This is a genomic window from Serratia sp. FS14 (assembly GCF_000695995.1).
Taxonomy (GTDB): Bacteria; Pseudomonadota; Gammaproteobacteria; order Enterobacterales; family Enterobacteriaceae; genus Serratia; species Serratia nematodiphila.
Genome location: NZ_CP005927.1, coordinates 2,884,115 through 2,909,402 on the forward strand (window position 1 = coordinate 2,884,115; position 25,288 = coordinate 2,909,402).

At 63.3% G+C, this 25,288-nt stretch carries 16 protein-coding genes; 7 read left to right on the plus strand and 9 right to left on the minus strand.

The annotated features are described in order from the left end of the window. Positions 1-517: 517 nt before the first annotated feature. Positions 518-10,534 carry a non-ribosomal peptide synthetase gene (locus tag L085_RS13070; RefSeq protein ID WP_044030923.1) on the plus strand — a complete coding sequence of 3,339 codons (10,017 nt, stop codon included), beginning with the start codon at positions 518-520 and terminating at the stop codon, positions 10,532-10,534. Positions 10,535-10,660: 126 nt separating this feature from the next. Here L085_RS13070 and gabD read toward each other — a convergent pair whose 3' ends face one another. Beyond that, entirely contained in the window at positions 10,661-12,136 is a 1,476-nt protein-coding gene (gene gabD / locus L085_RS13075; RefSeq protein WP_044030925.1) for an NADP-dependent succinate-semialdehyde dehydrogenase, read from the minus strand. Between the two features lie 211 nt (positions 12,137-12,347). On the opposite strand from gabD, the gene L085_RS13080 reads away from it, so the two are divergent. Then, entirely contained in the window at positions 12,348-12,563 is a 216-nt protein-coding gene (locus L085_RS13080) for a glycogen synthase (protein ID WP_004935234.1), read from the plus strand. 37 nt (positions 12,564-12,600) lie between these two features. Here L085_RS13080 and L085_RS13085 read toward each other — a convergent pair whose 3' ends face one another. Together L085_RS13085 and L085_RS13090 are read right to left on the minus strand one after the other, a co-directional pair. Beyond that, positions 12,601-13,515 (minus strand): pyridoxamine 5'-phosphate oxidase family protein, encoded by a 915-nt coding sequence (locus L085_RS13085; RefSeq protein ID WP_044030926.1) that lies wholly within the window; start codon positions 13,513-13,515, stop codon positions 12,601-12,603. A gap of 4 nt (positions 13,516-13,519) precedes the next feature. Further along, positions 13,520-14,137, minus strand: a complete 618-nt coding sequence (locus L085_RS13090; RefSeq protein ID WP_044030927.1) for a glutathione S-transferase — start codon at positions 14,135-14,137, stop codon at positions 13,520-13,522. Positions 14,138-14,235: 98 nt separating this feature from the next. On the opposite strand from L085_RS13090, the gene L085_RS13095 reads away from it, so the two are divergent. From L085_RS13095 to L085_RS13115, 5 genes are all read left to right on the plus strand, one after another. Then, entirely contained in the window at positions 14,236-15,147 is a 912-nt protein-coding gene (locus L085_RS13095) for a LysR family transcriptional regulator (protein WP_044030928.1), read from the plus strand. 147 nt (positions 15,148-15,294) lie between these two features. After that, a complete protein-coding gene (locus tag L085_RS13100; RefSeq protein ID WP_044030929.1) occupies positions 15,295-16,092 on the plus strand; it encodes an alpha/beta hydrolase in 798 nt (265 codons plus the stop codon). A 1-nt stretch (position 16,093) separates the two neighbouring features. After that, positions 16,094-16,465, plus strand: coding sequence for a RidA family protein (locus L085_RS13105; protein ID WP_044030930.1), 372 nt, complete (start codon positions 16,094-16,096; stop codon positions 16,463-16,465). Between the two features lie 58 nt (positions 16,466-16,523). Further along, a complete protein-coding gene (locus tag L085_RS13110) occupies positions 16,524-17,711 on the plus strand; it encodes an amino acid aminotransferase (RefSeq protein WP_044030931.1) in 1,188 nt (395 codons plus the stop codon). 20 nt (positions 17,712-17,731) lie between these two features. Continuing rightward, positions 17,732-19,129, plus strand: a complete 1,398-nt coding sequence (locus L085_RS13115; protein WP_044030932.1) for an amino acid permease — start codon at positions 17,732-17,734, stop codon at positions 19,127-19,129. A gap of 38 nt (positions 19,130-19,167) precedes the next feature. On the opposite strand, the gene paaY is transcribed toward L085_RS13115, so the two are convergent. The 6 genes from paaY to L085_RS13145 form a co-directional block, all read right to left on the minus strand. Next, entirely contained in the window at positions 19,168-19,764 is a 597-nt protein-coding gene (gene paaY, locus L085_RS13120) for a phenylacetic acid degradation protein PaaY (protein ID WP_004935205.1), read from the minus strand. 12 nt (positions 19,765-19,776) lie between these two features. Continuing rightward, a complete protein-coding gene (paaX, locus tag L085_RS13125; RefSeq protein ID WP_044030933.1) occupies positions 19,777-20,715 on the minus strand; it encodes a phenylacetic acid degradation operon negative regulatory protein PaaX in 939 nt (312 codons plus the stop codon). Positions 20,716-20,793: 78 nt separating this feature from the next. After that, positions 20,794-22,101 (minus strand): phenylacetate--CoA ligase PaaK, encoded by a 1,308-nt coding sequence (paaK, locus tag L085_RS13130; RefSeq protein ID WP_004935199.1) that lies wholly within the window; start codon positions 22,099-22,101, stop codon positions 20,794-20,796. 15 nt (positions 22,102-22,116) lie between these two features. Continuing rightward, positions 22,117-23,322, minus strand: coding sequence for a 3-oxoadipyl-CoA thiolase (gene pcaF, locus L085_RS13135; RefSeq protein WP_044030934.1), 1,206 nt, complete (start codon positions 23,320-23,322; stop codon positions 22,117-22,119). Further along, on the minus strand, positions 23,319-23,759 hold the full coding sequence (paaI, locus tag L085_RS13140) for a hydroxyphenylacetyl-CoA thioesterase PaaI (RefSeq protein WP_044030935.1): 441 nt from the start codon (positions 23,757-23,759) through the stop codon (positions 23,319-23,321). Before paaI ends, pcaF begins: the two co-directional genes overlap by 4 nt. Beyond that, positions 23,756-25,288 carry a 3-hydroxyacyl-CoA dehydrogenase gene (locus L085_RS13145; protein ID WP_044030936.1) on the minus strand — a complete coding sequence of 511 codons (1,533 nt, stop codon included), beginning with the start codon at positions 25,286-25,288 and terminating at the stop codon, positions 23,756-23,758. Before L085_RS13145 ends, paaI begins: the two co-directional genes overlap by 4 nt.

Here is a 25,288-nt window from a genome sequence, read left to right on the forward strand (position 1 = left end):
CTGCCAATAATGCTGAAAAAATTGCCCGCAAGTGGGCGAAAATAGCCATTTGTGACTCCCTGTACTGGCATTCAATGGGAGGGAAACTGCATCCTGCAACGAGTATAGGATATTCCGACACCGTACGCTTTGGAATAGCGCAACTGAAAGATGCGTGTTTTCATTTAAGAAGATTCTCTTTTTTATCGCTTTTCCTGCGATGCCTTTAAATTAAATTTATTTATATTAAATATATTCCTATCTTTGTTTTTAATTTATTTTCAATAGTTATTTTATTTGTGAATGAAAAATCAATAATCATTTTTAAATGATAAGTGATTCACCATGTTATTGTTTTTATTGATTTTAGTTTATTTATTTTTTTGTGTCTTTATTTTTTGCGAAAATAAAATAATATTCGCTCTAACGTTTTTTAAGTTTTCACCTAACAGCTCAGTCGCATAACCGTCACGGTATTTATGCCACGCATAAATATCTATTCATATATTGTTGGAATATATTAAAAGGGAATTGATTCATGGGCGCGATCATCGCTTCACCCTATACCCACACGTTTTGGAATGAATACGTCCTCAATCCACGCTCCTGCGAGTACAACCTGGTGATGGATCAGACCATTGAGGGGGCGCTGGACGTCGATCGACTACGCGCGGCGATCGACGGGGTTTGCCGAGACTTTATTCTGTTCCATCACGTCCTGGACGACAGTGATTCGCAATTACGCTGGATAAAGACGACGAAAAAAATTGCGCTGGAAACGTTCAATGCCGATTGCGATGTCGGTCAGCTCATCAACATGCCGTTCGATCTCAGGGAAGGGCCGTTGTGCCGCTTTTACCTTATTGAACTGGCTCCCCAGCGTTATAACTTGATCATTGTCGTTCATCACATCTTGATCGACGGTCTCTCCGGCCAGGAGTTCTACAGCGCTATTTCCGCTTATTACCATCGCGGCGCGGCAGTGACGCCGCCGCAGGAGAATAAAGCGGACCTTTGCGCATTATACCGGCGCTATGAGGCGGATATCGCGGCGTTGAAGCAAGACTTCGGTTCCGCGTCATTCTGGGGCGACACGCTGGCCGAGTGCGCGCCGCGCGTGGCGTTGCCTTATCTCCCCGGCGCACACTCTGAAGCGTACGGCGCCGGCGAAGTGCGCTTTTCGTTACCGTTTGCCGAGTGGCGAACGCTGAAGGCCGGCGTCAGGTATGCCAATCCCTTCCTGATATTCAAAACGCTGTGGGCGTTGCTGATCGCCCGGCAATCCGCGCAGGAGACGGTGCATATCGGGTATCCCGTCGCACCGGAGGGGGGCGATCGGCTGTTCTTCGGCGCCCAGGTCAACACCGCGGTGTTTCCCTTAACGCTCGCCCCGGAAGCCACGTTCAACCAGCTGTACCGCGCGACGCTGGCCTACAGCAAAGCGCTCAAGGCGACGGGCAAGCTGCGGCACAGCCAATTGCCGGTTTATGACATGCTGAGCCTTAGTCCGGTGCGTCAGCTAAACGTCAATTTCACTCAGGCTTACCTGAAAGATGCGCCGCTGGCGTTCGATGGTTGCCGCATCGACGTCAATCATCGGTTCAATGTCGATCTGGCCGGTTCGGAACTGCTGCTGGAGTATCAGCCGACCGAGCTGGCCTTTGAGTTTCGCCTGCGTTACCGCACCGATCTGTTCGACGCCACGCAAATGGCGGAGATGGCGGAGCAGTATCTCGGGTTATTGCAGCGTGCGTTAACCGAACCGGATGCGCCGATAGCCGCCTGGCCGCAACTGACGGCACAACAGGCAGTGCGCTGCCGCGACGCCTGGGAGAGCAGGCCTGAAACGGCCGAGCCGGAGGCGACACTGCTCGACGGCGTGGCCCGCCAGGTGCGCCGTCACCCGGATCGCATCGCCTTGACCGACGCCAACGGTTCGCTCAGTTATCGGCAACTGGCGCAGCGCAGCGATCGCCTGGCGTTGCGGCTGCGGGCGGAATATCAGCGGCTGCGCGGCGTGGCCATGCCGCCTGAGACGCTGATCCCGCTGTATCTGCAGCGCAACGCGGAAGCGGTGGTGGCGATGCTGGCCATCATGAAGGCGGGCGGCGCCTATGTGCCGCTGGATCCCGCGGCGCCGGCGCAGCGCCTGGAATATATTCTGCAAGAGGTGAACAGCCCCATCGTCCTGACGGAAAGCGCATTGCAAGGGGAGGCGCGGCGTCTGGCGCCGGACGGCGTTTGCCTGGCGGCAGATGAACCGCTTGCCGATGCGGATGCCGCGAGCCTGCCGAATGTCGAAGCCTGGCAATTGGCCTACGTGATTTACACCTCCGGCACCAGCGGGCGGCCGAAAGGCACGCTGTGTGAACACCGGGGCGCGGCCAACATGGTGCGGGGTCATACGCAGCGTTTGCTGCGCAATGAATCGGGCGCGCTCAACTGCCTGCAGTTCGCGTCGCTGGCCTTTGACGCGCACGTGTTTGAAGTGTTCATGGCCCTGAGCAACGGCCACCGGCTGTTCATCGCGGGCGACGCGCAGCGGCGGGATCCGGCGCTGTTATGCGAACAGATGGCGGCCTGGCGCATCGAGGCCTGTTTCCTGCCGCCGGCGCTGCTGGGCACTTTGCCTGAACTTCCGCCTTCGGTGCGCTATCTTGCGACCGGCGGGGAGGCGACCGCGCAGGAGGCGCTCGACCATTACCTGGCCGGCGGCATGCAGGTCGCCAACATGTACGGGCCGACCGAAGCCTCGGTCAGCGCCAGTCTGAATATCTATCGCCGCAACGGCGCGCGCAATATCGGCCACGCCATCGCCAATATGCGTTGTTATGTGGTTGACGAGCATGACAATCTAATGCCGCTGGGGGCGGAGGGCGAGCTGTGTCTGGCCGGCATCGGCCTGGCGCGCGGATACCTGAACTTGCCGGGGCTGACGGCGTCGGCGTTCGCTGTCAATCCTTTTGAACTTCGTGAGCCTTACCGGCGCCTGTATCGCACCGGCGACCGGGTACGGCGCTTGGCCGACGGCAGCCTGGAGTACCTTGGGCGGCACGATCAGCAAATCAAGATCAATGGTTATCGCATCGAGTTGGGCGAGATCGAAATGCAGCTGCGCGCACTGCCCGAGGTGGCCGAGGCGGTGGTGACCCTGCGCCCCGGCACGACGGACCAACTGGCGGCCTGGTATGTGCCGAAGCCCGGCGCGACGCCGCAGGCCGGCGACATCTTGCAACGCCTGGCGGCGCAGCTGCCGCATTATATGTTGCCGTCGGCGCTGTCGGCGCTGTCGGCGCTGCCGCTGACGGTGAGCCGCAAGGTCGATTACCGGGCATTGCCGGAACCGCTGCCGGTCGAGCGGCAAACGGCGTTTCGCCAACCGGGCACGCCGCTGGAGACTCAGCTTTCTGCGCTGTTCAATCGGCTGCTGGGCGGCCATGTCGGCATGGACGACAACTTCTTCCGCCTCGGCGGCAACTCCATTATGGCCATCAGGCTGTGTCACGAAGTGAATAAACTGCCGGGGGCGAAGATCTCGGTGCTGACGTTGAATCAGCATCCGACGGTGGCCGCGCTGAGCGAGCATATCGCCGCTCAACGGCAGGCGCCGTCGGATGAGCCGCCCATCCTCCCCGGCGAGCTGCGGGAGGGGCCGCTGTCGCTTCAGCAGTCGCGATTGTGGTTTGTTCAGCAACTGTCGGCGGACGCCACGCACTATCTGTCGCCGGTGCTACTGCGGCTGGCGCCGGACATCGATGACCAACGTTTTGTGGACTGTCTGCAGGCGATCGTCGAGCGCCACCAGATCCTGCGTAGCCTGATTCGCCAGAATGAGCGGGGCGAAGCCAGCCAGTGGGTCAGCGACGCCGTGCTGCCGGTGCCTTTGCTGACGGTGAGCGGCGCTGAGTTTGACATGGCGCTGGCGCAGGCCTGCAGCCGGCCGATGGATTTGACACGCGAGCTGCCGCTGCGCGCCACGCGCTACCGTTACCGCGATGCGGCGGGCGGGGAAACGGCCGTATGCCTGTTGGTGTTCCATCACATCGTCTTTGACGGCTGGTCGCTTGAGGTGCTGCTGCAGGAACTGGACGCGCGCTATCGGGGCGTGCCGCCTGCGCCGCCGGAGCCCGCGCTGCAATACCTCGACTATGCCTGCTGGCAACAAGCGCCGGAAAATGCGCAGCGTCGGGCCGACGAATTGGCCTTTTGGCGGCGAGAGCTGGCGGGCTGGCAGCCGCTCTCGCTGCCGGTGGATTTTTTGCGGCCGGCGGTCTTCGAGGTGCGCGGCGACAACAGCGAAGTGCCGCTGCCGGCGGCGCTGGTGAAGGCGCTGGAGGCGTTGGCGCGCCGAGAGGGCGTGACGCTGCATGCCGTGATGCTGGCGGGGTTCATGCTGTTGCTTGCCCGCTACAGCGGTCAGAACGATGTCATGGTGGGCACGCCGCTGGCGAACCGCAATCGCCCTGAGCTGGAGAATCTGATCGGGTTCTTTGTCAATACGCTGCCTTTACGCCGGCAAATCGACCCGCGTCAGGGCGTCGCCGAGTTTGTGCGAGAGGTTGCAGCCACGACGCTGCGGGCGCAGCAGCATCAGACGCTGTCGCTGGAGGCGCTGGTGGACGCTCTGGCGCTGCCGCGCGACTTTTCGCGGCATCCGCTGTTCCAGGTCATGTTCGCGCTGGAGGGCGAGAGCGGCGCACCGGCGCGTCCGGACTGGCTATCGGTGGTCGATCTGAGCGCTGATGAGCGCACCGCCAAGTTCGATCTGACGCTCACGCTGACGCCGCAGGGGGAGCAGATGCGCGCGCGCTTCAACTTCGCGTCGGCGCTGTTCAGCAAAGCGTCGATGGATCGGTTGGCCGGCTACTACCTCGCCCTATTGCAACAGATGGCGCACCACGATGACTGGCCGCTGGAAAATATTCGTCTGCAGCCGCAGAGCCCGGTGCTGCCTGCGGCGCCGGCCTTTAGCTATGCGTTTGAGCGCAGCCTGCAACAGGATTTCGTGCGGCATGCGCAGCGCAATCCGCAGGCCGTCGCGGTGATCGACGCGCAGGGGGAAATGACGTACGGCGAACTGCACGAGGCGGCGTTAACGCTGGCCACTCAGCTGCGTGTGCAGGGCAAGATGACCGGCGACGCCATCGCCGTCGTCGCGGACAAGGGGCGCCGGCAGCCGATCGCCCTGTTGGCGGCGCTGATGTGCGGCAAGGCGTTTTTGCCGATGGAGGCGACATGGCCGCCGCAGCGGCGGCTGAAGGTGATGGCGCAGGCCGGCATCAATACGTTGCTCAGCGATGCGCCCTGGGCCTGCGACGAGATCAACCTGGTCGAACTGAATGCCGGCGGGCTGGCGGCGCAGTTGCCGCTGCCGGAGAGGCGTCTGCCGGCGGTGGAGGCCGGTCCTGACAGCCTGGCCTATATCATTTTCACTTCGGGCTCGACCGGCACGCCCAAGGGCGTGGCGATCGAACATCGCAGCGCGGTGAACATGCTGGAAGGCGTTCGGCGGTATTTTGGGTTCAACGAGCGGGATCGCAGCCTGGCGCTCAGCGCGTTGAGCTTCGATCTGGCGATCTTCGATATTTTCAGCCCGTTGAGCGCGGGCGGCGCGGTTGTGATGCCGGCCGAGCGAGATCGGGTCAATCCGCAAGCCTGGTATCAGCTGATGATGACACATCGAGTGACGCAATGGTTGAGCGCACCGGCGCTGATGGAGCTGTTGCTGGACTATGTAAACGGCGCGGGGCTGGCGGCTGGGCCTGCGCCGGCGCTGCGGGCGGTGATGGTGGGGGGCGACTGGATCGCCACCTCGCTGCCGGAACGCTGCCTGGCCTGGGCGCCGCACGTCCGCTTCTGCAGCGCCGGCGGCGCGACGGAGGCGGCGATCTTCACCATGCTGTATGAGGTGCCGCGAGGCGAGAAAATTCGCTCGGTCAGCATCCCTTACGGTAAACCGTTGCCGCACCAGCGTTGCTACATTCTGGATGCGGAGCGGCGGCCCGCGGCGCCGGGCGTGCGCGGGGAGATCTATCTGGCCGGTGAAGGGTTGGCGCGCGGGTATTACGGCGATCCGCAACGCACCGCCGAGAGTTTCTTCTGGCATGAGGAGCTGCAGGTGCGGGTGTATCGCACCGGCGACGCGGGCCGGTGGCTCGAGGACGGTAATGTGGAGTTCCTGGGGCGTCTCGATCAGCAGGTCAAGCTGAACGGCTACCGCATCGAGCTGGGTGAAATAGAGCATGCCGCGCTCGGTTATCCGGGGGTGACCGCTTGTTGTTGCGTGCTCGTCACCGACCCTCAGCCCTGTCTGGCCGCTTACTTCGTTGCCGATGAGGCGATCGCCCCGCAGGATTTGGCGCAGCATTTGAGCAGCCAACTGCCTCCTTACATGGTACCGCAGGCGCTGATGCAGCTGGCGCAGCTGCCGCTGACCGAAAACGGCAAGATAGCCCGACAGGCGTTGCCGCCGCCGAAAAGAGCAGCGCGCGAGTTCGTCGCGGCGCAGAACGAGCGGGAGAACGCTTGCCTGGCAGTGTGGCGCGATCTGTTGCAGCGGCAGGATATCGGCGTGGAGGACAATTTCTTCTCGCTGGGCGGCAATTCCCTTCTGGCGATCCAGGCCTGTTACCAGATCGGTCAGCGGTTGGGGGGCGAGGTGACGTTGAGCGAGCTGGGCCGGTTCCCGACGATCCGTTCATTGTGCCGTGCGTTGCTGCGGCAGGGGCAGGGTGCCGCGCCGATGTCGATCCCGCCGCTGCGGCAACGCGAGTATCCGCTCTCCGCTTCACAGCTGCAGCTGTGGTTTATCGAGAACCTGAACGGCGGCGGCAATCTTTATCATGTGCCGATGCTGTTCCGTCTCGGCGAGGAGGTCTGTCTGACGGCTTACGAGCGCAGTCTGCAGGCGATCGTCGCCCGGCATCAGGTGTTGCACAGCCTGATTGCCCAGAAGCCGTCCCAACTCGCCGTCGCCCGTGCCTGTGAACAAACGCTTTCGCTGGAGCGCGTGGCGCTGGAGGCGGTGAGCTGGCCGGACAGACTGCGGCAGGATATCGATCGGCCGTTTGCCCTGGAGGCGGAGTTGCCGATCAGGGCGAGCGTTTACCAGGTGGCGCAGCCTGATGGCGGGCGGGTGACTTACAGCCTGATCCTGGTGCACCACCTGGCGTTTGACGGCTGGTCGCAGCCGGTGCTGCTGCAGGAGTTGGATGAGCTGTATCAGGCGCAGCGGCAAGGGCGGGAGGCTGAACTGGCGGCGTTGCCGCTGCAGTATGGCGACTATGCCGTCTGGCAGCAGCGCTGGTTGGACTCCGCGCTGGCGGATGAGGCGAAAGCGTATTGGCGACAAGCGCTGGATGGGTGGCAGGCGCTGGAGATGCCGCTCGATTTCGTGCGGCCGGCGCGCTTCGATCATCGCGGCGCCAATCACGTCATCGCGCTGCCGGAGGTCCTGACGATGCAGGCGACGCAGTTCGCCCGGCGGCAAGGCGTCACGCCGTTTGCGCTGTATCTTGCGGCCTTTAAGCTGCTGCTCGGTTACTTCAGCGGCCAGCAAGACATTCTGGTCGGCACGCCGGTCGCTAACCGGCCGGTGGCGGAGACCCGCTCGGCGATCGGATTCTTCGTCAATACGCTGCCGTTGCGCTCGCAAATAGACGATGCGGCGTCGCTGAACGATTATGTGCATCGGGTCTTTGACGGCGTGCTGCAGGCGCAGCGGCATCAGAATTTACCGTTGGATCAGTTGATTGAACTGCTGCAGGTGCCGCGCGATCTGTCGCGCCATCCGCTGTTTCAGACGCTGTTCGCGCTGGAAGAGGCGGGTGAAGCGCCGGCCTGGCTGGTGCCGCAGGATCTGTTGACCCACTATCAGGCGGCCAAATTCGATTTGACGCTGAGCATCCAGTCGGCGCCGCAAGGCGGCAGGGCGATCTTCAACTATGCCACCGCCCTGTTTGCACCGGCCACGCTGGCGCTGTTGGGTGAGTATTATCTGACGATCCTCACGCAGATCGTCAATCACGGCGAGCAGCGCGTCAGTCAGTTGGCGCTGGTATCGGCGAGTGAAACGGCACGGCAGCGCGCCTTCCGTCAATCCTGTCCGCCGGCCTACGATTTCGAACGCGCCATCCATCATGATTTTATCCGTCAGGCCGAGCGCCATCCGCAGCGGGTAGCGATCGTCGATGAATGGGGTGAGCTGAACTACGGCGAGCTGTATCGGCGTGCGTTGGCGCTGTCGTTGCAGTTGCGCGAGCATGCGGATATGCGCGCTGACACCATCGCGGTGATGGTGGACAAAGGGCGGGCGCAAATCATTGCGGTGCTGGCGATCCTGATGGCCGGCAAGGCCTATTTGCCGCTGGACGGCGCCTGGCCGGAACGCCGCCGTCTGGATATCGTCGCGCAGTCGCAGACCCGGATTATCCTCAGCAGCCGGGCGTGGGCGGCCCACGGTGACGCCAGACTGTTGACGATCGATCCGCAAGGTGCGGTCAAGGCGTTGCCGCCGGCGGCGCCGGGTGAGCCGGTCTTGCCGGCGCCTTCCGCGCTGGCCTATGTGATCTTCACCTCCGGTTCTACCGGCACGCCGAAAGGGGTGGCGATAGAACATCGCGGCGCGGTGAACAGCATTATCGATACCTTGCACCAGCTGGAACTCGGCGCGGACGATCGCGGGTTGGCGCTCAGCGCGCTGAGCTTCGACATTTCAGTGTTCGATATTTTCGGCCTGCTGTCGGTGGGCGGCGCCATCGTGATGCCGTCCGAAACCGAACGCTATCAGCCGGAGGCGTGGCATCGGTTGTTGATGACTCAGGGCGTGACCTTCTGGAATTCCGCGCCTTCGGTGATGACGCTGCTGGTGGAGCAACTGGAGTCCGCCGCGTCGCAGGCGCAGTGGCCGCATCTGCGCAACGTGGTGCTGGTGGGCGAGGTGATCTCGCGTTCACTGCCGGCGCGCATTCGCCAATGGCGGCCAGGGTGCCGGGTAGTCAGCGCCGGGGGCGCGACCGAAAGCTCCATTTGGTCGATTTTGTACGATATTCCGCAAACGCCGATCCTGGCGCCCAGCGTGCCTTATGGCCGGGCGATGGCTCATCAGCGTTTCTATGTGCTGGATCGCCATCTGCGCGTGTTGCCGCCCTGCTTACCGGGGGAGCAGTACATCGGTGGGGCCGGCGTGGCGCGCGGCTATTACCGCAATCCGTCGCTGACCGAGGAAAAATTCATCTACCATCCGGAATTGGGGGAGCGGCTTTATCGCACCGGCGATGCCGGGCGCTATTTGCCGGACGGCAATCTGGAGTTCCTCGGCCGTATGGATTTTCAGGTGAAAATCAATGGCTACCGCGTCGAGCTGGGGGAGGTCGAGCAATGTGCGCTGGCGTTCGGCGCGATCAAATCCTGTTGCGCCGTGGTGCTGTCAGAGGCGCACCGGCAGCGTCTGGCGTTGTATTACGTCAGTGAGGCGCCGCTGGAGGAGTCGGCGCTGCTGGCCTTTATGAGCGGGCAATTGCCGCTATACATGCTGCCTGCGGCGCTGGTGCGGCTGGAAGCGTTGCCGTACAACTCCAGCGGCAAGCTGGATCGCAAGGCGTTGCCGGCGCCGACGGCGAATGCGCCGCAGGCCTATGTCGCTCCTGCGAACGCGCTGGAGCAGCAGTTGTGCGGATTGTGGCAGGAGGCGCTGCAGTGCGAGCAGGTCGGCATGACGGACGATTTCTTCCTGCTGGGCGGCACCTCGATCAAGGCGATCTCCCTGTGCGTCGGCATGGGGGCGCTGATGGCCGCGCCGGTGCCGGTGGTGCAGCTGTTGCAAAGCCGCACCCTGAAAAATCTGCTGGCTGCCAACGAGCGCCGCTTGGTCTTGCCGCTTAATCGTTGGACAGAAGGGGCGCCGGTCGTATGGATGATCCACCCGGCGCTGGTGGGCGCGGAGGCGTTTCATGCTTTCGCTCAGCCGTTGCAAGGGAGACTCAATTGCTATGGCGTCGATAACCACAATCTTTACCATCAACCGACCATCGACTCGCTCGGCGAGCTGGCCGAACGGTATCTGAGCGACATGATCGCCGCCGGCCTGTTGCAAGGCGCCGGGCCGTTGCGCATTCTCGGTTGGTCGCTTGGGGGGATTATCGCGCTGGAGATCGCCGCGCGCCTCGAGGCGCGCGGCTGCCGTAACGTGCAGCTGTATCTGCTGGACAGCTTCTATCAGCAGGCTACGGCGGAGTGGCCGCTGGAGCAACTGCTGCCGGCGCTGGGCATCGAGGGAGAGGCGGCTGCCCGCGCCATCGCCGCCGGGCAGGCGGAGCGGCGGCTGTCTGAGGGAAGGCTGAGCCGCAGATTGCAGACCACGAAAGTGACGTTGTTTAAGGCGACGGAGGGTAACCCGCAGCTGCCGGAGGCGATAACGGCGCCGCTGCTGGCGCTGGAAGGTAATGGGCTGGGCGCGGTTTGCGCGCAGCTCAAGATTATCCCGCTGGCTTGTCACCACCATAATATCTTGCAGTGTGAGGAGGCGATCGGCAACGCACTCAATCAGGACGCCTGATTGACTCACCGGCTCCGTACAGGCAGGCGGAGCCGGCAAGCCAGACAGGGGCCGAGGAAGGCGAGGACTAACGCGGTCGCTTTCCTGTGCGCGCGTCAGCGGCAGCCGATATGGATAGCGACCGCATCAGGCATCCACGCCGCCAAGGCACAGGTATTTGATTTCGAGATAGTCCTCGATGCCGTACTTCGATCCTTCGCGGCCCAAACCGGAGTGTTTCATGCCGCCGAACGGCGCCACCTCGGTGGAAATCAACCCTTCGTTGATGCCGACAATGCCGTACTCCAGCGCTTCGGCCACGCGCATCACTCGGCCGATATCGCGGCTGTAGAAGTAAGCGGCCAGGCCGAACGGCGTGTCGTTGGCCAGTTCGACGGCGTCGGTCTCCTGGCTGAAGCGGATCAGGGGCGCCACCGGGCCGAACGTCTCCTCGCGGAAGATTTTCGCCGTGCGCGGCACATCGGTCAGGATAGTCGGGGTGAAGAAATTGCCGCCCAGCGCGTCAGGCTTGCCGCCCAGCAGCACCGAGGCGCCGTGCTCGACGGCGTCGGCGATATGCTCGCGCACTTTTTCCACCGCGTCCGGGTTAATCAACGGGCCGATGGTGACGCCGTCATCCAGGCCGTTGCCGACTTTCAGCTTGGCGACGGCGGCTTTCAGTTTGGCGGCGAAGGCATCGTATACGCCGTCCTGCACCAGAAAACGGTTGGTGCAGACGCAGGTCTGGCCGGCGTTGCGGTATTTCGAGGCGACCGCGCCGGCCACGGCGGCGTCCAGATCGGCGTCGTCAAACACGATAAACGGCGCGTTGCCGCCCAGCTCCATGCTGGTTTTCTTGATGGTGGGCGCACACTGGGCCAGCAGCTGCGCACCGACTTCGGTGCTGCCGGTGAAGGAGAGTTTGCGCACGTCCGGGTTGGCGGTGAGTTCGCCGCCGATGCCTTTGCTGGGGCCTGTTATCACGTTGCACACCCCGGCGGGCAGCCCGGCGCGCTCCGCCAGCACGGCGATCGCCAGCGCCGAGAACGGGGTCTGGCTGGCGGGGCGGATCACCCCGGTGCAGCCTGCGGCCCAGCCGGGGCCGGCTTTGCGGGTGATCATCGCCGCCGGGAAGTTCCACGGGGTGATGGCGGCGAACACGCCGATCGGCTCTTTTTGCACGATGATGCGGCGACCGGCCTGGGGCTGTGGAATGGTGTCGCCATACACTCGCTTGCCTTCCTCGGCGAACCATTCGATAAAGGAGGCGGCATAGGCGATTTCACCGCGGCTTTCGGCCAGCGGTTTGCCCTGTTCCGCCGTCATGATGCGCGCCAGATCTTCCTGATTTTCCATCATCAATTCAAACAGCCGGCGCAGCTTGCCGGCGCGCTCTTTGGCGGTCTGCGCGCGCCAGGCGGGCAGCGCTTTTTTGGCGGCGGCGATGGCGCGTGCGGTTTCTTCGGCGCCGAAGGCCGGTACGTGGCCGATCCGTTCGCCGTTGGCGGGATTATGAATGGCGATCGAACGGCCTTCCTGGGCCGGCAACCATTGCCCGTCGATGTAGTTGGCCTCGCGGAACAGCGTGGGATCCTTGAGGGTAGCGCAGATACTGGTGCTCATGAGTCTCTTCCTTTGCTGAGTTCAACAGAGTGGTCTATCCCATACGGCTACCCTTTACCCTAGCAAATTTTGCCGCCGCCGTTTGCCCACGCGGCAACAAGATGGTGGTTTTCTTTATGCGCACCTTCTGTACAAAAAATATCCTTCGCCGGGCCGATACTGAAAGAGCAGGCATATGACCCTTTTCGATGTAATTAAAAGGAGTGTGCGAATGATGAAATCAGTGGACAGACATCTCGCGGCCTACGGCAGCGAAATGGATTTTTTGGCGTCGAGCATCGCTCTGATGGAATGGCAAGGGCGACAGATTGACGCCGGGCAGGTGGCCGGCAATATGTCGGAGCAGCAAAGCCGCCTGTTCTTTGCGCGATTGAATTATTTTCGTCAGCTTTATCAGGCCGCATCGGCGGCCGAACACAGCCTGTAATTTCCGAACCAGCCCCGCCGCAGCGGGGCTTTTCATTTCAGCGCTGCCACACCCCGGTCGCCAGCGTCGCCGGCGAATACTCCAGATTACGCCCCCGCCACGACAACGCCGCCGTAAAACGCCAGGCGCGGCGAACGTCAAACCGCCAATAGCGTTCTGCGCCTTCAACGCCGGGATGCCCCTCTGCTTGCCAGAGGATCTGCGTTTCCCCCTGCAGATGCAGCACGTCACCGCGTTCAAAATCGATGAACAGCAGCGCCGCCCGCGGTTCGGCCAGCAGATTGCCCAGCGTGTTCATATAGCGGTTACCGCGAAAGTCCGGCATCCACAACGTGTCACCTTCCAGGTGGATAAAGCCGGGGCGGCCGCCGCGATGGGAAATATCGACGCCGCCCTGCGCCAGTGCCAGGTGCGCGCAGCTGGCAACGAAGCTGGTATCCGCGGTGCGGATCAGCGCCTGCGCCGCCGCATCCAGCGAGACTAAATGCTCAACCGGCTGTGGCCGGCTGTCCACCGGGTAGAGTTCGCGGCGCTGAATGTACTGCGGGCAGTTACCGAAGCTTTGCTGAACGACGATCTCTACCCGTTTTTTGTCGGTGCGGCCGACGGTGCCGTTGGCGCGGTTGCGCCGCCGGTTGCTGAAATCCAGCCCGAGCGCGCCGACCGGTTTGCCGGGCAGCAACAGCGCCTGGGCGGGATCGTCGCTGCGACGCGGTGCGCTAATACGCAGGTGCGTGTCGTCCGGCGTGCGTAAAAATCCGGGCGGGCCGGTGAACAGGGTGGCGATCGGCCAGCCTTGTTCATCCAGCGTGGCGACGAACAGGTAGGGCAGCGCGGCGAAAAACGCGCGGTGCTGATCCGGCATCGCAGGGTAGATGCCACCGCCTACGCCGCCAAACCCGGCCAGCGTCTGCGCGCGCAGCTCATCGGGATGGAACAGTTGCGGGATCATGGCGTCAGCTCCCCGCCGGTTCCGGCAGGGCCGGCATGGCAAAGAAGCCGGGCAGTGCAGCGATGCGCGCCGCCCAGCGCCGTATCGCAGGGTAAGGCGACAGCGAAATGCCGCCTTCGGCCGCGACCGCCACGTAGCTGTGGCAGGCCAGATCGGCGATGGTCGGGTGTTCGCTGGCCAGGTAGTCGCGTTCGCTCAGGTGCTGTTCCATCTGCGGCAGGAAACGATCGCTGACCGCCCGCGCCGTCTGATAATCCTCCGGCACGGCGAATTGGGCGATCAGTCGGCAGGCCGCCGGGCCGTAGCGGACTTCACCGGCGGCTTTGGAAAGCCAGGCCTGCACTCGCGCCGCCGCCGCCGGCTGTTCCGGCAGCCAGTGGCTGTCCGGCGCATAGCGCTTCACCAGATAGACCAGAATGGCGTTGCTATCGGCCAGCGTCAGATCGCCATCCTGCAAGACCGGGATCTGGCCGAACGGGTTGAGCCGGCGGAAGGCTGCGCTCTGCCGCACCTCCGCCGAGGCTTCGACCCATGCATAGGGCAGCGCCAGCATGCGCAGCAGCAACGCCACGCGATGAACGTGGCCGGAAAGCGGGGTGCCGTAGAGTGTGATGGTGGACATGGCGTTTCTCCTCAGTGCTTTTTGTCAGCATACTCTTGCGTTGAACGAGCGAAATCCGGCAATGTGGAAATTGATAATTTCACTTTTCGGAAGAATCTATGGATCGGCTAGACGAGTTGGCCATCTTCGTGGCGGTGGTGCAGCAGGGCAGCCTGGCGGCGGCCGGGCGCAAACTGCGGCGTTCGGCGCCGGCGGTCACCCGGGCGATCGCCGCATTGGAACAGCGTTTCGGCACCCGATTGGTGGAGCGCACGACCCGGCGGCTGGCGCCTACCGAAGCGGGCGCGCGGCTGTTGGAGCGCGCGCAACAGCTGCTGCAGGATTATCAGGCGGTGGTGCAGGATACCGCAGAAGCGCAGCTGAGCGGCTTGCTGCGCGTTACTTCGCCGGTGCAGTTCGGCCGCCGCTACGTGGCGCCGGTGGTGATGGCGTTTCTCGATGACTACCCGCAGATGCAGATCGAAATGGTGTTGAACGATCGCAATCTCGATCTGATTGACGAAGGGTTGGATATCGCGGTGCGCATCGGTCATCTGCAGGATTCTTCCCGCGTGGCGCGGCGGCTGGGGCAGGTCAGCCGGGTGACGGTCGCCAGCCCGGATTACCTGGCGCGCTGCGGTGAACCGCGATCGCCGGCGCAGCTGGCGGAGCACGCCACCATCGTCGGCACCCAGCGGCCGTCGCTGCGTGAATGGCGCTTCGGCCCGCAGGAAAACGGCGAGCGCGTGCGATTGGCTCCCCGGCTGTTGCTCAACGACGTGGAAGCACAACTGCTGGCGGTGCGCGCCGGCAAGGGCGTCGCCCGGTTGCTCTCGTATCAGGTGGCGGACGATTTGGCCGCCGGTACGCTGGTGCGGCTGTTGACGGATCATGAGCCGTTGCCGATGCCGGTACAGCTGGTGGCGCAGCAGGCGCAGCACATGCCGCTGAAGGTGCGCGCCTTTTGGGATTATGCATTTGAACGGCTTAGCGCCTTGCCGCAAATTCAGCCGGACGGGCGGGGGAAATAAGCGCAAAAAGTTTCATGGGTTAAACTTTTTCATTATTCATCAGGTTTTATTTTACCGGGCGCGCATTGCTGATGCGCCCGTCTTGACAATAATGTTGCCGGTGCTAATAGTTAATTTACATTTTAAATAATAAACGAAGTTTAATATATGAAACCACTTGCGGGGAGTTATGATAACGGCGCCACGGTGGATAATGAAGCGGCTATTTTGACTTCATTTCAAACTCGCAGCGCGGCTGTTTATAAACAGACGCGCCATGAAAATAATATTGCTTATGGCAACGGCGAACGCGAAACATTTGATTGGCTCTATTCTGCCAAGCAGCATCAGGGGACGTTAATTTTTATTCACGGCGGTTATTGGCAATTCTGCGATAAGGCGGATTTCGCCTTTATCGCCGCCGAGCCGCTGGCGTTGGGTTTTGACGTGGTGTTGGTGGAATATGCGCTGGCGCCGGCGGTGGATCTCGACGAAATATGCCGACAGATCGGGATGGCGCTGGATGCCATTCAGCGCCGCCTGCCGCCGCACTATGCCCATCCGGTTTATCTGTGCGGCCATTCCGCCGGCGGGCAGCTGGCGGCGTTCTGGCAGCAGCATGCGTTGGTGGATGCTGTCTTTCCCATCAGCGGCCTGTTCGAGCTGGCGCCGTTGCAACAAAGCTATGTTAATCGGGCGCTGCAGCTGAGCGCGCGGCAAATTGAAACGCTCAGCCCGGCACGCCGCCTGCCGACGCGCGGCAAACCGCTTACGCTGTATTACGGCGCATTGGAACTGCCGGAACTGAGAGGCCAGTCGCAACACTATCATGCGGCGCTGCGCCAACGCGGGCTGCCGGCCGATCTGGTCGCGGTGCCCGGCGCCAATCATTTTACCATTCTGGATGCGTTGTTCGCTGCCGACGGCGCGCTGCTTCACCAACTTAACCACCACGGGAACCACTGACATGCGCGAGATCGTAGAGACCGGGCTGCCGGAGATCGGCCAGCCTTTTTCCTGGGCCACCCGGGGCGGCGGCATGCTGTTTACCGCTCACGGCCCGGTGCGGGCGGACGGCAGCATCGACACCGGCGCGGCGGAGCGACAGATTACGCTGACCTTCGATAATCTGGCGCAGACGCTGGAGGCGGCGGGCAGCCACAGCGATAAGGTGCTGCAGGTGATCGTGTATCTCACCGACGTCAACGACGTTAAATGTCTCGATGATATTTACCGGAAATACTTTAATTATCCTTATCCCAATCGCTCCACGGTCATTGTCGAAAAATTGGTGGTGCCGGGAATGAAAATAGAAATTACCGTCAGCGCCATCGCCTGATTTAATTTCTTCTTAAGTCAACCTTCATATTAATTCAATAACGAGTTAAGGATGCGTCATGTTTAAACAGATTGCACCTTCCGCCGCCGATCCTATTATGTCGCTGATGGAAGCCTATTTGCAGGATCCCAATCCGCAAAAAGTGAATTTAGGCATTGGGCTGTATTACGATCGGCAGGGGAATATTCCGCTGATGCAGGCGGTTGAGGCCGCCGAGCAGCGGCTGCTGGCGCTGCGTCGCCCGCACGGTTATCCGCCGATCGAAGGTTCGCCGCAGTTCGCTCGCCAGGTGCAGTCGCTGCTGTTCGGTGAGCAACAGGCGGCCGAGATCGCCACGGTGCAGACCGTCGGCGGTTCCGGCGCGTTGAAGCTGGCGGCGGATTTTTTGCGCCACTTTCTGGCGCGCGGTGAAATTTGGGTGTCCGATCCCACCTGGGCCAATCACTGGGCGATTTTCGAAGGGGCGGGGCTGCGGGTGAAAACCTATCCCTACTTTGACGAAGCGGCGGGCGGCCTGCGTTTCGCCGCCATGCTCGACGCGTTGGACAGCCTGCCGCCGGGCAGCGTGGTCTTGCTGCACCCTTGTTGTCACAACCCGACCGGCACCGATCTGACGCCGGAGCAATGGCGCGCCACGCTCGCCGTGCTGCAGCGGCGTAACCTGCTGCCGCTGTTCGACATCGCCTATCAGGGCTTCGGCGACGGGCTGGAGGAGGACTGCTTTGCATTGCGCCAAGCGCTGAAAACCGATCTGCCGTTTTTGGTCTGCAATTCGTTTTCCAAAAACGTCGCGCTGTACGGCCAGCGTCTGGGCGCGCTGTCGGTGCGCTGCGCCGACGCGGAAAATGCCGCCAACGTCAAAGGGGCGTTAAAAACGCTGATCCGCCGCAGCTACTCCTGCCCGCCGACGCACGGCAGCCAGATCGTGGAAACCCTGCTCGGCGACGCCGAACTCGGCGAGCTTTGGCGCGATGAGCTGGCGGAAATGCGCTCGCGCATCAAGCAAATGCGTGAACAGCTGGCCGCCGGGCTGGCGCAGGGCGGCTCTTCGCTGGATCACCGGCGCATTCGCGATCAGCGCGGCATGTTTAGCTATACCGGCCTGAACGAAGCGCAGCTGCAGACCCTGCGGCAGCGCTACGCCATCTATCTGGTCTCGCCCGGCCGCATGTGTCTGCCGGGGCTTAACCCCGGCAACATTGACTACGTGACCGCCGCCATTCTCGACGTCACCCGTACCGCCTAACTCCGCCCGGGAGCACAGCCATGCCACAGATGAATGATTTTGAGCATATCGCCCGCCGTCAGGGCGGGTTGAACAAGCATCTTACCGCCGGACAGATGTCGATGCTGGCGATCGGCGGCGCCATCGGCACCGGGCTGTTTCTCGGCAGCGCCTACGCCATTCAGATGGCGGGGCCGTCGGTATTGCTGAGCTACCTGATCGGCGGCGTCATTGCGCTGCTGCTGATGGGCAGCCTGGCGGAAATGACCTCCGAACACCCGACGCCCGGCTCGTTCGGCGACTACGCCGAATTCTATCTCGGCCCGCTGTTCGGTTTTCTGGTGCGTTATTCTTACTGGTCCTGCGTGGTGTTGGCGGTGGGCACCGAAGTCACCGCCATCGGCATGTACATGCAGTTCTGGTTCCCGGCGACGCCGACCTGGCCGTGGGTGCTGCTGTTCTCGGCGGCGGTGATCGTCGTTAACGTGATCGGCGTGAAATCGTTCGGCCAGGTGGAATACGCGCTGTCCACCGTCAAAGTAACGGCTATCGTGGCGTTTATTCTGATCGGCATCGGCATTCTGGCGTTCTCGGGCAACCCGGCCTATGGCCTGCGCAACCTGACCGCCGGCGGCTTCATGCCGTTTGGCGTCAAGGGCATGTGGTTCGCGGTGATCGTGTCCATCTTCAGCTACCTGAGCATTGAAATGATCGCGGTGGCCGCCGGCGAGGCGAAAAATCCGGTGATTGCGGTGAAGGCGGCGTTCAAGGGCACCATCGTGCGGCTGTTCATCTTCTACATGCTGTCGATCGCCCTGATGCTGGCCATCGTGCCCTGGCGCCAGTCCGGCACCGGCGAAAGCCCGTTCCTGATGGCGATGAACGTGATCCATCTGCCCGCCGCCGCCGGTATTTTCAACTTTATCGTGCTGGTGGCGGCGCTGTCGGCGATGAACAGCCAGCTGTACATCACCACCCGCATGATGTTCTCGCTGTCGCGCGCCGGGCAAGCGCCGGCGGCGTTAGGGCGCGTCAGCCGGCGCGGCATTCCGGTCAATGCGCTGGCGATGTCGTGCATCGGTATCGTGGTGTCCATCGTCCTGAGCCTGGTGGCGCCGGAAACGTCGTTCGCCGCCATGATGTCCATTTCGGTGTATGGCGCCTGTTTTACCTGGCTGATGATCTTCGTCACCCATCTGTTCTTCCGCCGCCGGCACCGGCAGACCCATCTGAAGTTCCGCATGTGGGGATTCCCCTATACCACCTTACTGGGTGGCGGGCTGATGGCGGCGCTGATGATCTCGACCGCGTTTACCGAATTTTTCCGCATGACGCTGTGGTTCGGTATTCCGTTCACCCTGCTGCTGGTGGTGGCTTATCACTTCCAGAGCCGCCGCGCGGCTACGCCGTCGCCGCTCAAGGCGCCGGAAGTGGAGTAATGCGGGGGAGGGGCTGAGGCGCACCTCAGCCCTGGGGATTAAAGCTGGCTTTTCGGGATCAGGTGATCGCCGAAGCTCAGGCGCTGGCGGCCCGGTTCGATTTCGGTCAGCGGCGCCACTTCGTGCAGCGAGGATTTGCAGCGCTGCACCAGATCCTGATACTCGCGGGTGCCGGCAATCTTCCAGGCCAGCTCCTGTTCGGTCAGATCGCGCAGCACGCGCGCCGGGCTGCCAACCACCAGCTTGTTGGCTTCGATCGTCGCCGCGGCTTTGACGAATGCCATCGCGCCGACGATGGTGTTCTCGCCGATCTCCGCGCCGTCCATCACCACCGCGTTCATGCCCACCATCGCGTTGCGGCGAATGCGGCAGCCGTGCAGGATGGCGCCGTGGCCGATATGGCCGTCTTCTTCCACCACCGTGTCCTGCTGCGGGAAGCCGTGCATTACGCAGTTGTCCTGAATGTTGGCGCCGTCGCAGATCACCAGGCGGCCAAAATCGCCGCGCAGGCTGGCGTTCGGGCCGATATACACGTGTTTGCCGACGATCACGTCACCGATCAGCACCGCCGTCGGGTGCACGTAACTGCTGGGGTCAACGACCGGCGTCAGGCCGTCAATCTGATACACAGGCATAGCGTGAGTTCCTTAATATGTAGGGTCGCGCGGCAGGCCGCCGAAGCGCCGATAGTAACCGGCGGCCGGCGCGGGCAGGGCGCCGATGGTGGTCTCCGCCAGCGAGCTGACGTACTCCGTCGCGGCGCGATCGACCTGCTGGTAGAGATTGATGCACAGGTTGCGGGCGATTTGGCCCTCCCACTGCGCGGGCAGCAGCGCGTCCGGCAGCAGCGGATCTTTCAACACCACGCGACGGAAGAAGTGAATCAATAATAGCTTAATCTGGAAACAGCGCAGCGGCGTCAGCGCCGCCGGGTCGACTTCGCGCAGCAGCGCCATCAGTGGCCGGAAGGAGACGATAAATTCGTGATAGCCGGCCGCCACGTCGCTGAGCGACCAGCAGTCGGCCACCAGTTTCTGCAGCGTTTGCTCGGAGCGGTTGTAGGGGTAATCGGCGCGGAAGTAGATCACCTGCTCGCTGGCGTTCAATTCGCCGAGCAGCGCCGTCACGTCGGTTTGCGCATGGGTGGGGGCGGCCATCAGGTTGTTGGCGATCTGCCCGAACCCGAGCCAGCCCAGCTCTTTTTTCAGCCGCGCGCGCGCGTTTTTTTCGGCGCATTCCAGCAGCAACAGCTCCCATTTGCCGTCCCAGGCGGGCTGCTCGCGCAGATAAATTTTCGATTCGGCGTGGCGGAACTGGCGCATTCCCTGCTCGGTCACGCGGTAGAAGCTGCGGCGGCCGATTTTCTCCACCGCCAGCCACCCCTCTTTCTGCAGGCGGAACACCGAGGTGCGCACGAAACGATCGCCGAAGCCGAAGGCCTCCAGCAGCGCGCTCAGGCTGCCGAGCCACACTTCGCCGCCGCGGTGGCTGAGCGCGTCGCCGTACAGCGAAATGATCAGCGAGGTGCCGCTGATCGGCTGCGCGTCGACGGCGTGGCGAATGAACTCATCCAGTTTATGTTCCATATTTTTCCATGGGTTAGCCTTCGATGAGCCACAACATTAACATAATTTGGGGCGGCGTCATCCGTGACGCCGTGCGCCTCAGCGCGGCCGCAGATCGACCACGCGCTGCGCCTTGCCTTCCGAGCGAGGAATATCGCCGCAGTTGGCGATGCTGACGTCGGTGCTGACGCCCACGATCGATTTGATGTGGTGGCGCAGCTGGTGGCAGATGTCGCAACGCTGCTGGTGGCTGAGGCTGAGCGCCGATTCTTTCAGCTCGACGCGCACCGCCAGCGTGTCCAGGTGCCCGCTGCGGCTGACCTGCAGCTGATAGTGCGGCGACAGCTGCTCGAACTGCATGATCTGCTCTTCCACCTGCGACGGGAAGACGTTGACGCCGCGGATGATCAGCATGTCGTCGGAGCGGCCGGTGATCTTGCCCATGCGGCGCATCTGGCGCGCGTCGCCCGGCAGCAGCCGGGTGAGATCGCGAGTGCGGTAGCGGATCACCGGCAGCGCCTCTTTGGTCAGGGTGGTAAACACCAGTTCGCCGTGCTCGCCGTCCGGCAGGGCGACGCCGGTCTCCGGGCAGATGATCTCCGGCAGGAAGTGGTCTTCCCAGATGGTGGGGCCGCCGCCGCTTTCCAGACACTCCATCGCCACGCCCGGCCCCATCACTTCCGACAGGCCATAAATATCCAGCGCCTTGATGCCCATGCGGGATTCGATTTCGTGGCGCAGGGCTTCGGTCCAGGGTTCGGCGCCGAACACGCCGAGCCGCAGCGAACAGCCGCGCGCGTCGCCGCCCATCTTGCGCTCCAGTTCGTCGATCAGCGTCAGGCAATAGGACGGCGTCACCATGATGATGTCGGGTTTGAAATCGAGGATCAGCTGCGCCTGGCGTTCCGTCTGCCCGCCGGACATCGGGATCACCGTCGCGCCGAGCCGCTCCGCGCCGTAGTGCGCCCCCAGGCCGCCGGTGAACAGGCCGTAGCCGTAGGCGACGTGCACCTTGTCTTTGGCGGTGGCGCCGCCGGCGCGCAGGCAGCGGGCGACGATATCGGCCCAGTTATCGATGTCGCGCTGGGTGTAGCCCACCACCGTCGGGCGGCCGGTGGTGCCCGAGGAGGCGTGGATGCGCACCACCTGCTCCATCGGCACCGCGAAGGTGTCGAACGGGTAGTTGTCGCGCAGATCCTGCTTGGTGGTGTAGGGGAAGCGCGCCAGATCGCTCAGCTGCTTAAGATCGTCGGGGTGTACGCCCGCCTGATCGAACTTGCGCTTGTACATCGGCACATTGTCGTAGGCGTGGTGCAGCGTCCACTTCAAACGCGCCAACTGCAACGCTTCAATCTCATCGCGCGAGGCGAATTCGATCGTTTCGAGGGGCTGTGGATTTATTGTCATGGTTAGCCTCAGGGGTCAGACACGCTCAATGATCATGGCGATGCCTTGGCCGACGCCGATGCACATGGTGCAAAGCGCGTAGCGGCCGGCTCGCCGTTCCAGTTCAAACAGGGCGGCCAGCGCCAGGCGCGCGCCGCTCATGCCCAGTGGGTGCCCCAGAGCGATCGCGCCGCCGTTGGGGTTAACCTGCGGGGTATCGTCCGGCAGGCCAAGCTGGCGCATCACCGCCAACGCCTGGGCGGCGAACGCTTCGTTCAGTTCGATGACGTCCATCTGCGCCAGGTTCAGCCCGGCGATCTCCAGCACCTTGCGGGTGGCCGGCAGCGGGCCGATGCCCATCAGCCGCGGCTCCACGCCGCAGGTGGCGGTGGCAACGATGCGCGCGCGCGGCGTCAGCCCCTGGCGCACCGCCATTGCTTCGGAGGCGACGATCAGCGCCGCCGCGCCGTCGTTCAGGCCCGAGGCGTTGCCGGCGGTGACGCTGCCGGGCTGACGGAATGGGGTTTTCAGCGCCTGCAGCTGCTCGAAGGTGGTGTCGGCGCGCGGGTGTTCATCCTGGCTGAACAGGGTGACCGCGCCTTTTTTACCGGTGAGGCTGACCGGGGCTATCTCCTGCGCCAGGTGGCCCAGCGCCTGCGCCCGGGCGGCGCGCTGCTGGCTGCGCAGCGCAAAGGCGTCCTGATCGGCGCGGCTGATGTTGAACTGCGCCGCGACGTTTTCGGCGGTCTCCGGCATCGAATCGGTGCCGAACTCGGCCTGCATGCGCGGGTTGACGAAGCGCCAGCCGAGGGTGGTGTCGTACAGCTGCGCCTGGCGGCTGAAGGCGCTGTCGGCCTTGCCCATCACCAGCGGCGCGCGGGTCATCGACTCCGCGCCGCCGGCCAGCAGCAGCCCGGCGTCGCCGGCTTTGATGCTGCGCGCCGCCATCGCCAACGCATCCAGGCCCGAACCGCACAGGCGGTTCACCGTGGTACCGGAAACGCCGACCGGCAATCCGGCCAGCAGCAGCGCCATGCGCGCCAGATTGCGGTTGTCTTCCCCGGCCTGGTTGGCGCAGCCGAGGATCACGTCGTCCAGCTGTGCCCAATCCACCTGCGGATGGCGCTCCAGCAGCACGCGCAGCGGCAGGGCGGCGAGGTCGTCAGCGCGCACTTGCGCCAGCGCGCCGCCGTAGCGGCCGATCGGGGTGCGCACGCCGTCGCAGATAAATGCCTGATTCATGCCTGATCTCCTAAAATGCTGTGGCCAAGGCGGTGCGCGCGGCCGCGAAACCAGGCGACGGTTTTGCCCTGTTGATTGACGATTTCGACGTCATACAGCCCGGTGGCTTTGCCCTGATGGCGCATCTGCGCGCTGGCGGTGAGGCGATCGCCGGCCAGCGCCGGGCGGACGAAGTCGATGCTGCAGCCGGAGGCTACCGCCGCCAACCCCTGGCTGTTGCAGGCGTAGGCGAAGGCGGTGTCCGCCAGGCTGAACAGTTGGCCGCCGTGGCAGGTTTGGTGGCCGTTGAGCATCTGCGGGCCGACGGTCATGCTGACCTGCGCGTACCCGGCGTCGACGGCGTCGATGTGCATCCCCATCGCCTGAGCGCAGGTATCTTGCTGGAACATCTGTTCGGCGCAGCGCTGAGCCAGCGCGCGTGGCGGATTGGCGTTCATCGTTCGGCTCCTGGGAAAGAGGCGGGGGAAGCGTAGCGGCGCAGCAGCGGCATCGGGCGATAGCGCGCTTCGCCGTAATAGCGTTGCAGGTTTTCCAGCGTCGTCAGAATGTGACGCCAGCCGAGTGCGGCGCCCCAGGCCAGCGGGCCGCGCGGATAGTTGACGCCGCGCAGCATCGCCAGATCGGTATCTTCGGCGCCGGCGACGCCTTTGTTCACCACGTCGAGCGCTTCGTTGACCAGCATGGCCAGGGTGCGCATCGTCAGCAGGCCGGGATAATCCGGCAGTTGAATGACCTGCTTGCCGAGGGACTGCAGCAGGCGAATCGCGTTGGCATTGTGTTGCGCGCCGTTTTGCGCCGCGCAGCTGATGGCGATGGCGGAGGCATGCGCATAGTCGGCACAGAGATCGAACAGCACCACAGGCGTTCCACGTTCGTCGGCCAGTTGGCCGGCGGTTTTACCATTGGTTAACATCAGTGTAACGTCGTCGATCGTGAGGTACGGGCTGGTCTGGCCAGGTTGTTTGATCGCCCCCGCATTTTCGATCAACAGTTCCGCTAAATCGGCCAGAGAAGACCAGTCGCCGTGCAGCGTGACGCGTTGCGGCGGCGCGGCCTGCGCCGGCGGCGCAAAGGCGATCATCTCTGCGGCGGGGCGTTGTGCGTCGTAGCGGTAGAAGCCGCGGCCGGATTTGCGGCCGAGGCGCCCGGCGGCCACCAGCTCCTGCTGCACCAGCGAGGGGGTGAAGCGCGGATCCTGGTAGAAGGCCTGATACACCGAGTCGGTCACGGCGTAATTGACGTCCTGGCCGATCAGATCGGTCAACTGCAGCGGGCCCATGGCGAAGCCGCCGGCGTCGCGCATGACCGCATCCAGGGTGGCGGCGTCGGCCACCCGTTCTTCCAGCGCGCGCAGGGTTTCGGCGTAGAACGGCCGCGCCACGCGGTTGACGATGAATCCCGGCGTCGAACGGCACACGACGCTCTGCTTACCCCAGCGCTGCGCCAGGGCTTGCAGCGCGGCGAGAGTCTCGGCCCCGGTCTCCAGACCGCTGACGATCTCCACCAGCTTCATCAGCGGCGCCGGATTGAAGAAGTGCAGCCCGGCCATGCGCGCCGGGTGTTGCAAGGCGCCGGCGATGGCGGTGATCGACAGCGAGGAGGTATTGCTGGCGAACAGCGCTGTGGGCGAGCAGACCGCTTCCAGATCGCGGAACAGGCTCTGCTTGATCGCCAGATTTTCCGCCACCGCTTCAATCACCAGCGCGCTGTCGGCCAGTTGCTCGAGCGAATCGGCGCGTTCGAGACGCGCCAGCAGCGCCTCGGTGGCGTTGGCGTCGGCCTTGCCGCCGTCGACCCGTTGCCGCAGGCGGCGAGCGAGTTCGTCGATCGCGCGCTGGGCGGCGGCGGGGGCGATATCGAACAGCCGCACCGGGTGACCGGCGGCGGCGGCCACCTGGGCGATGCCGATGCCCATGGTGCCGGCGCCGATCACCGCCACCTGGCCGTTAAGAAGGGGAGCGTTCAT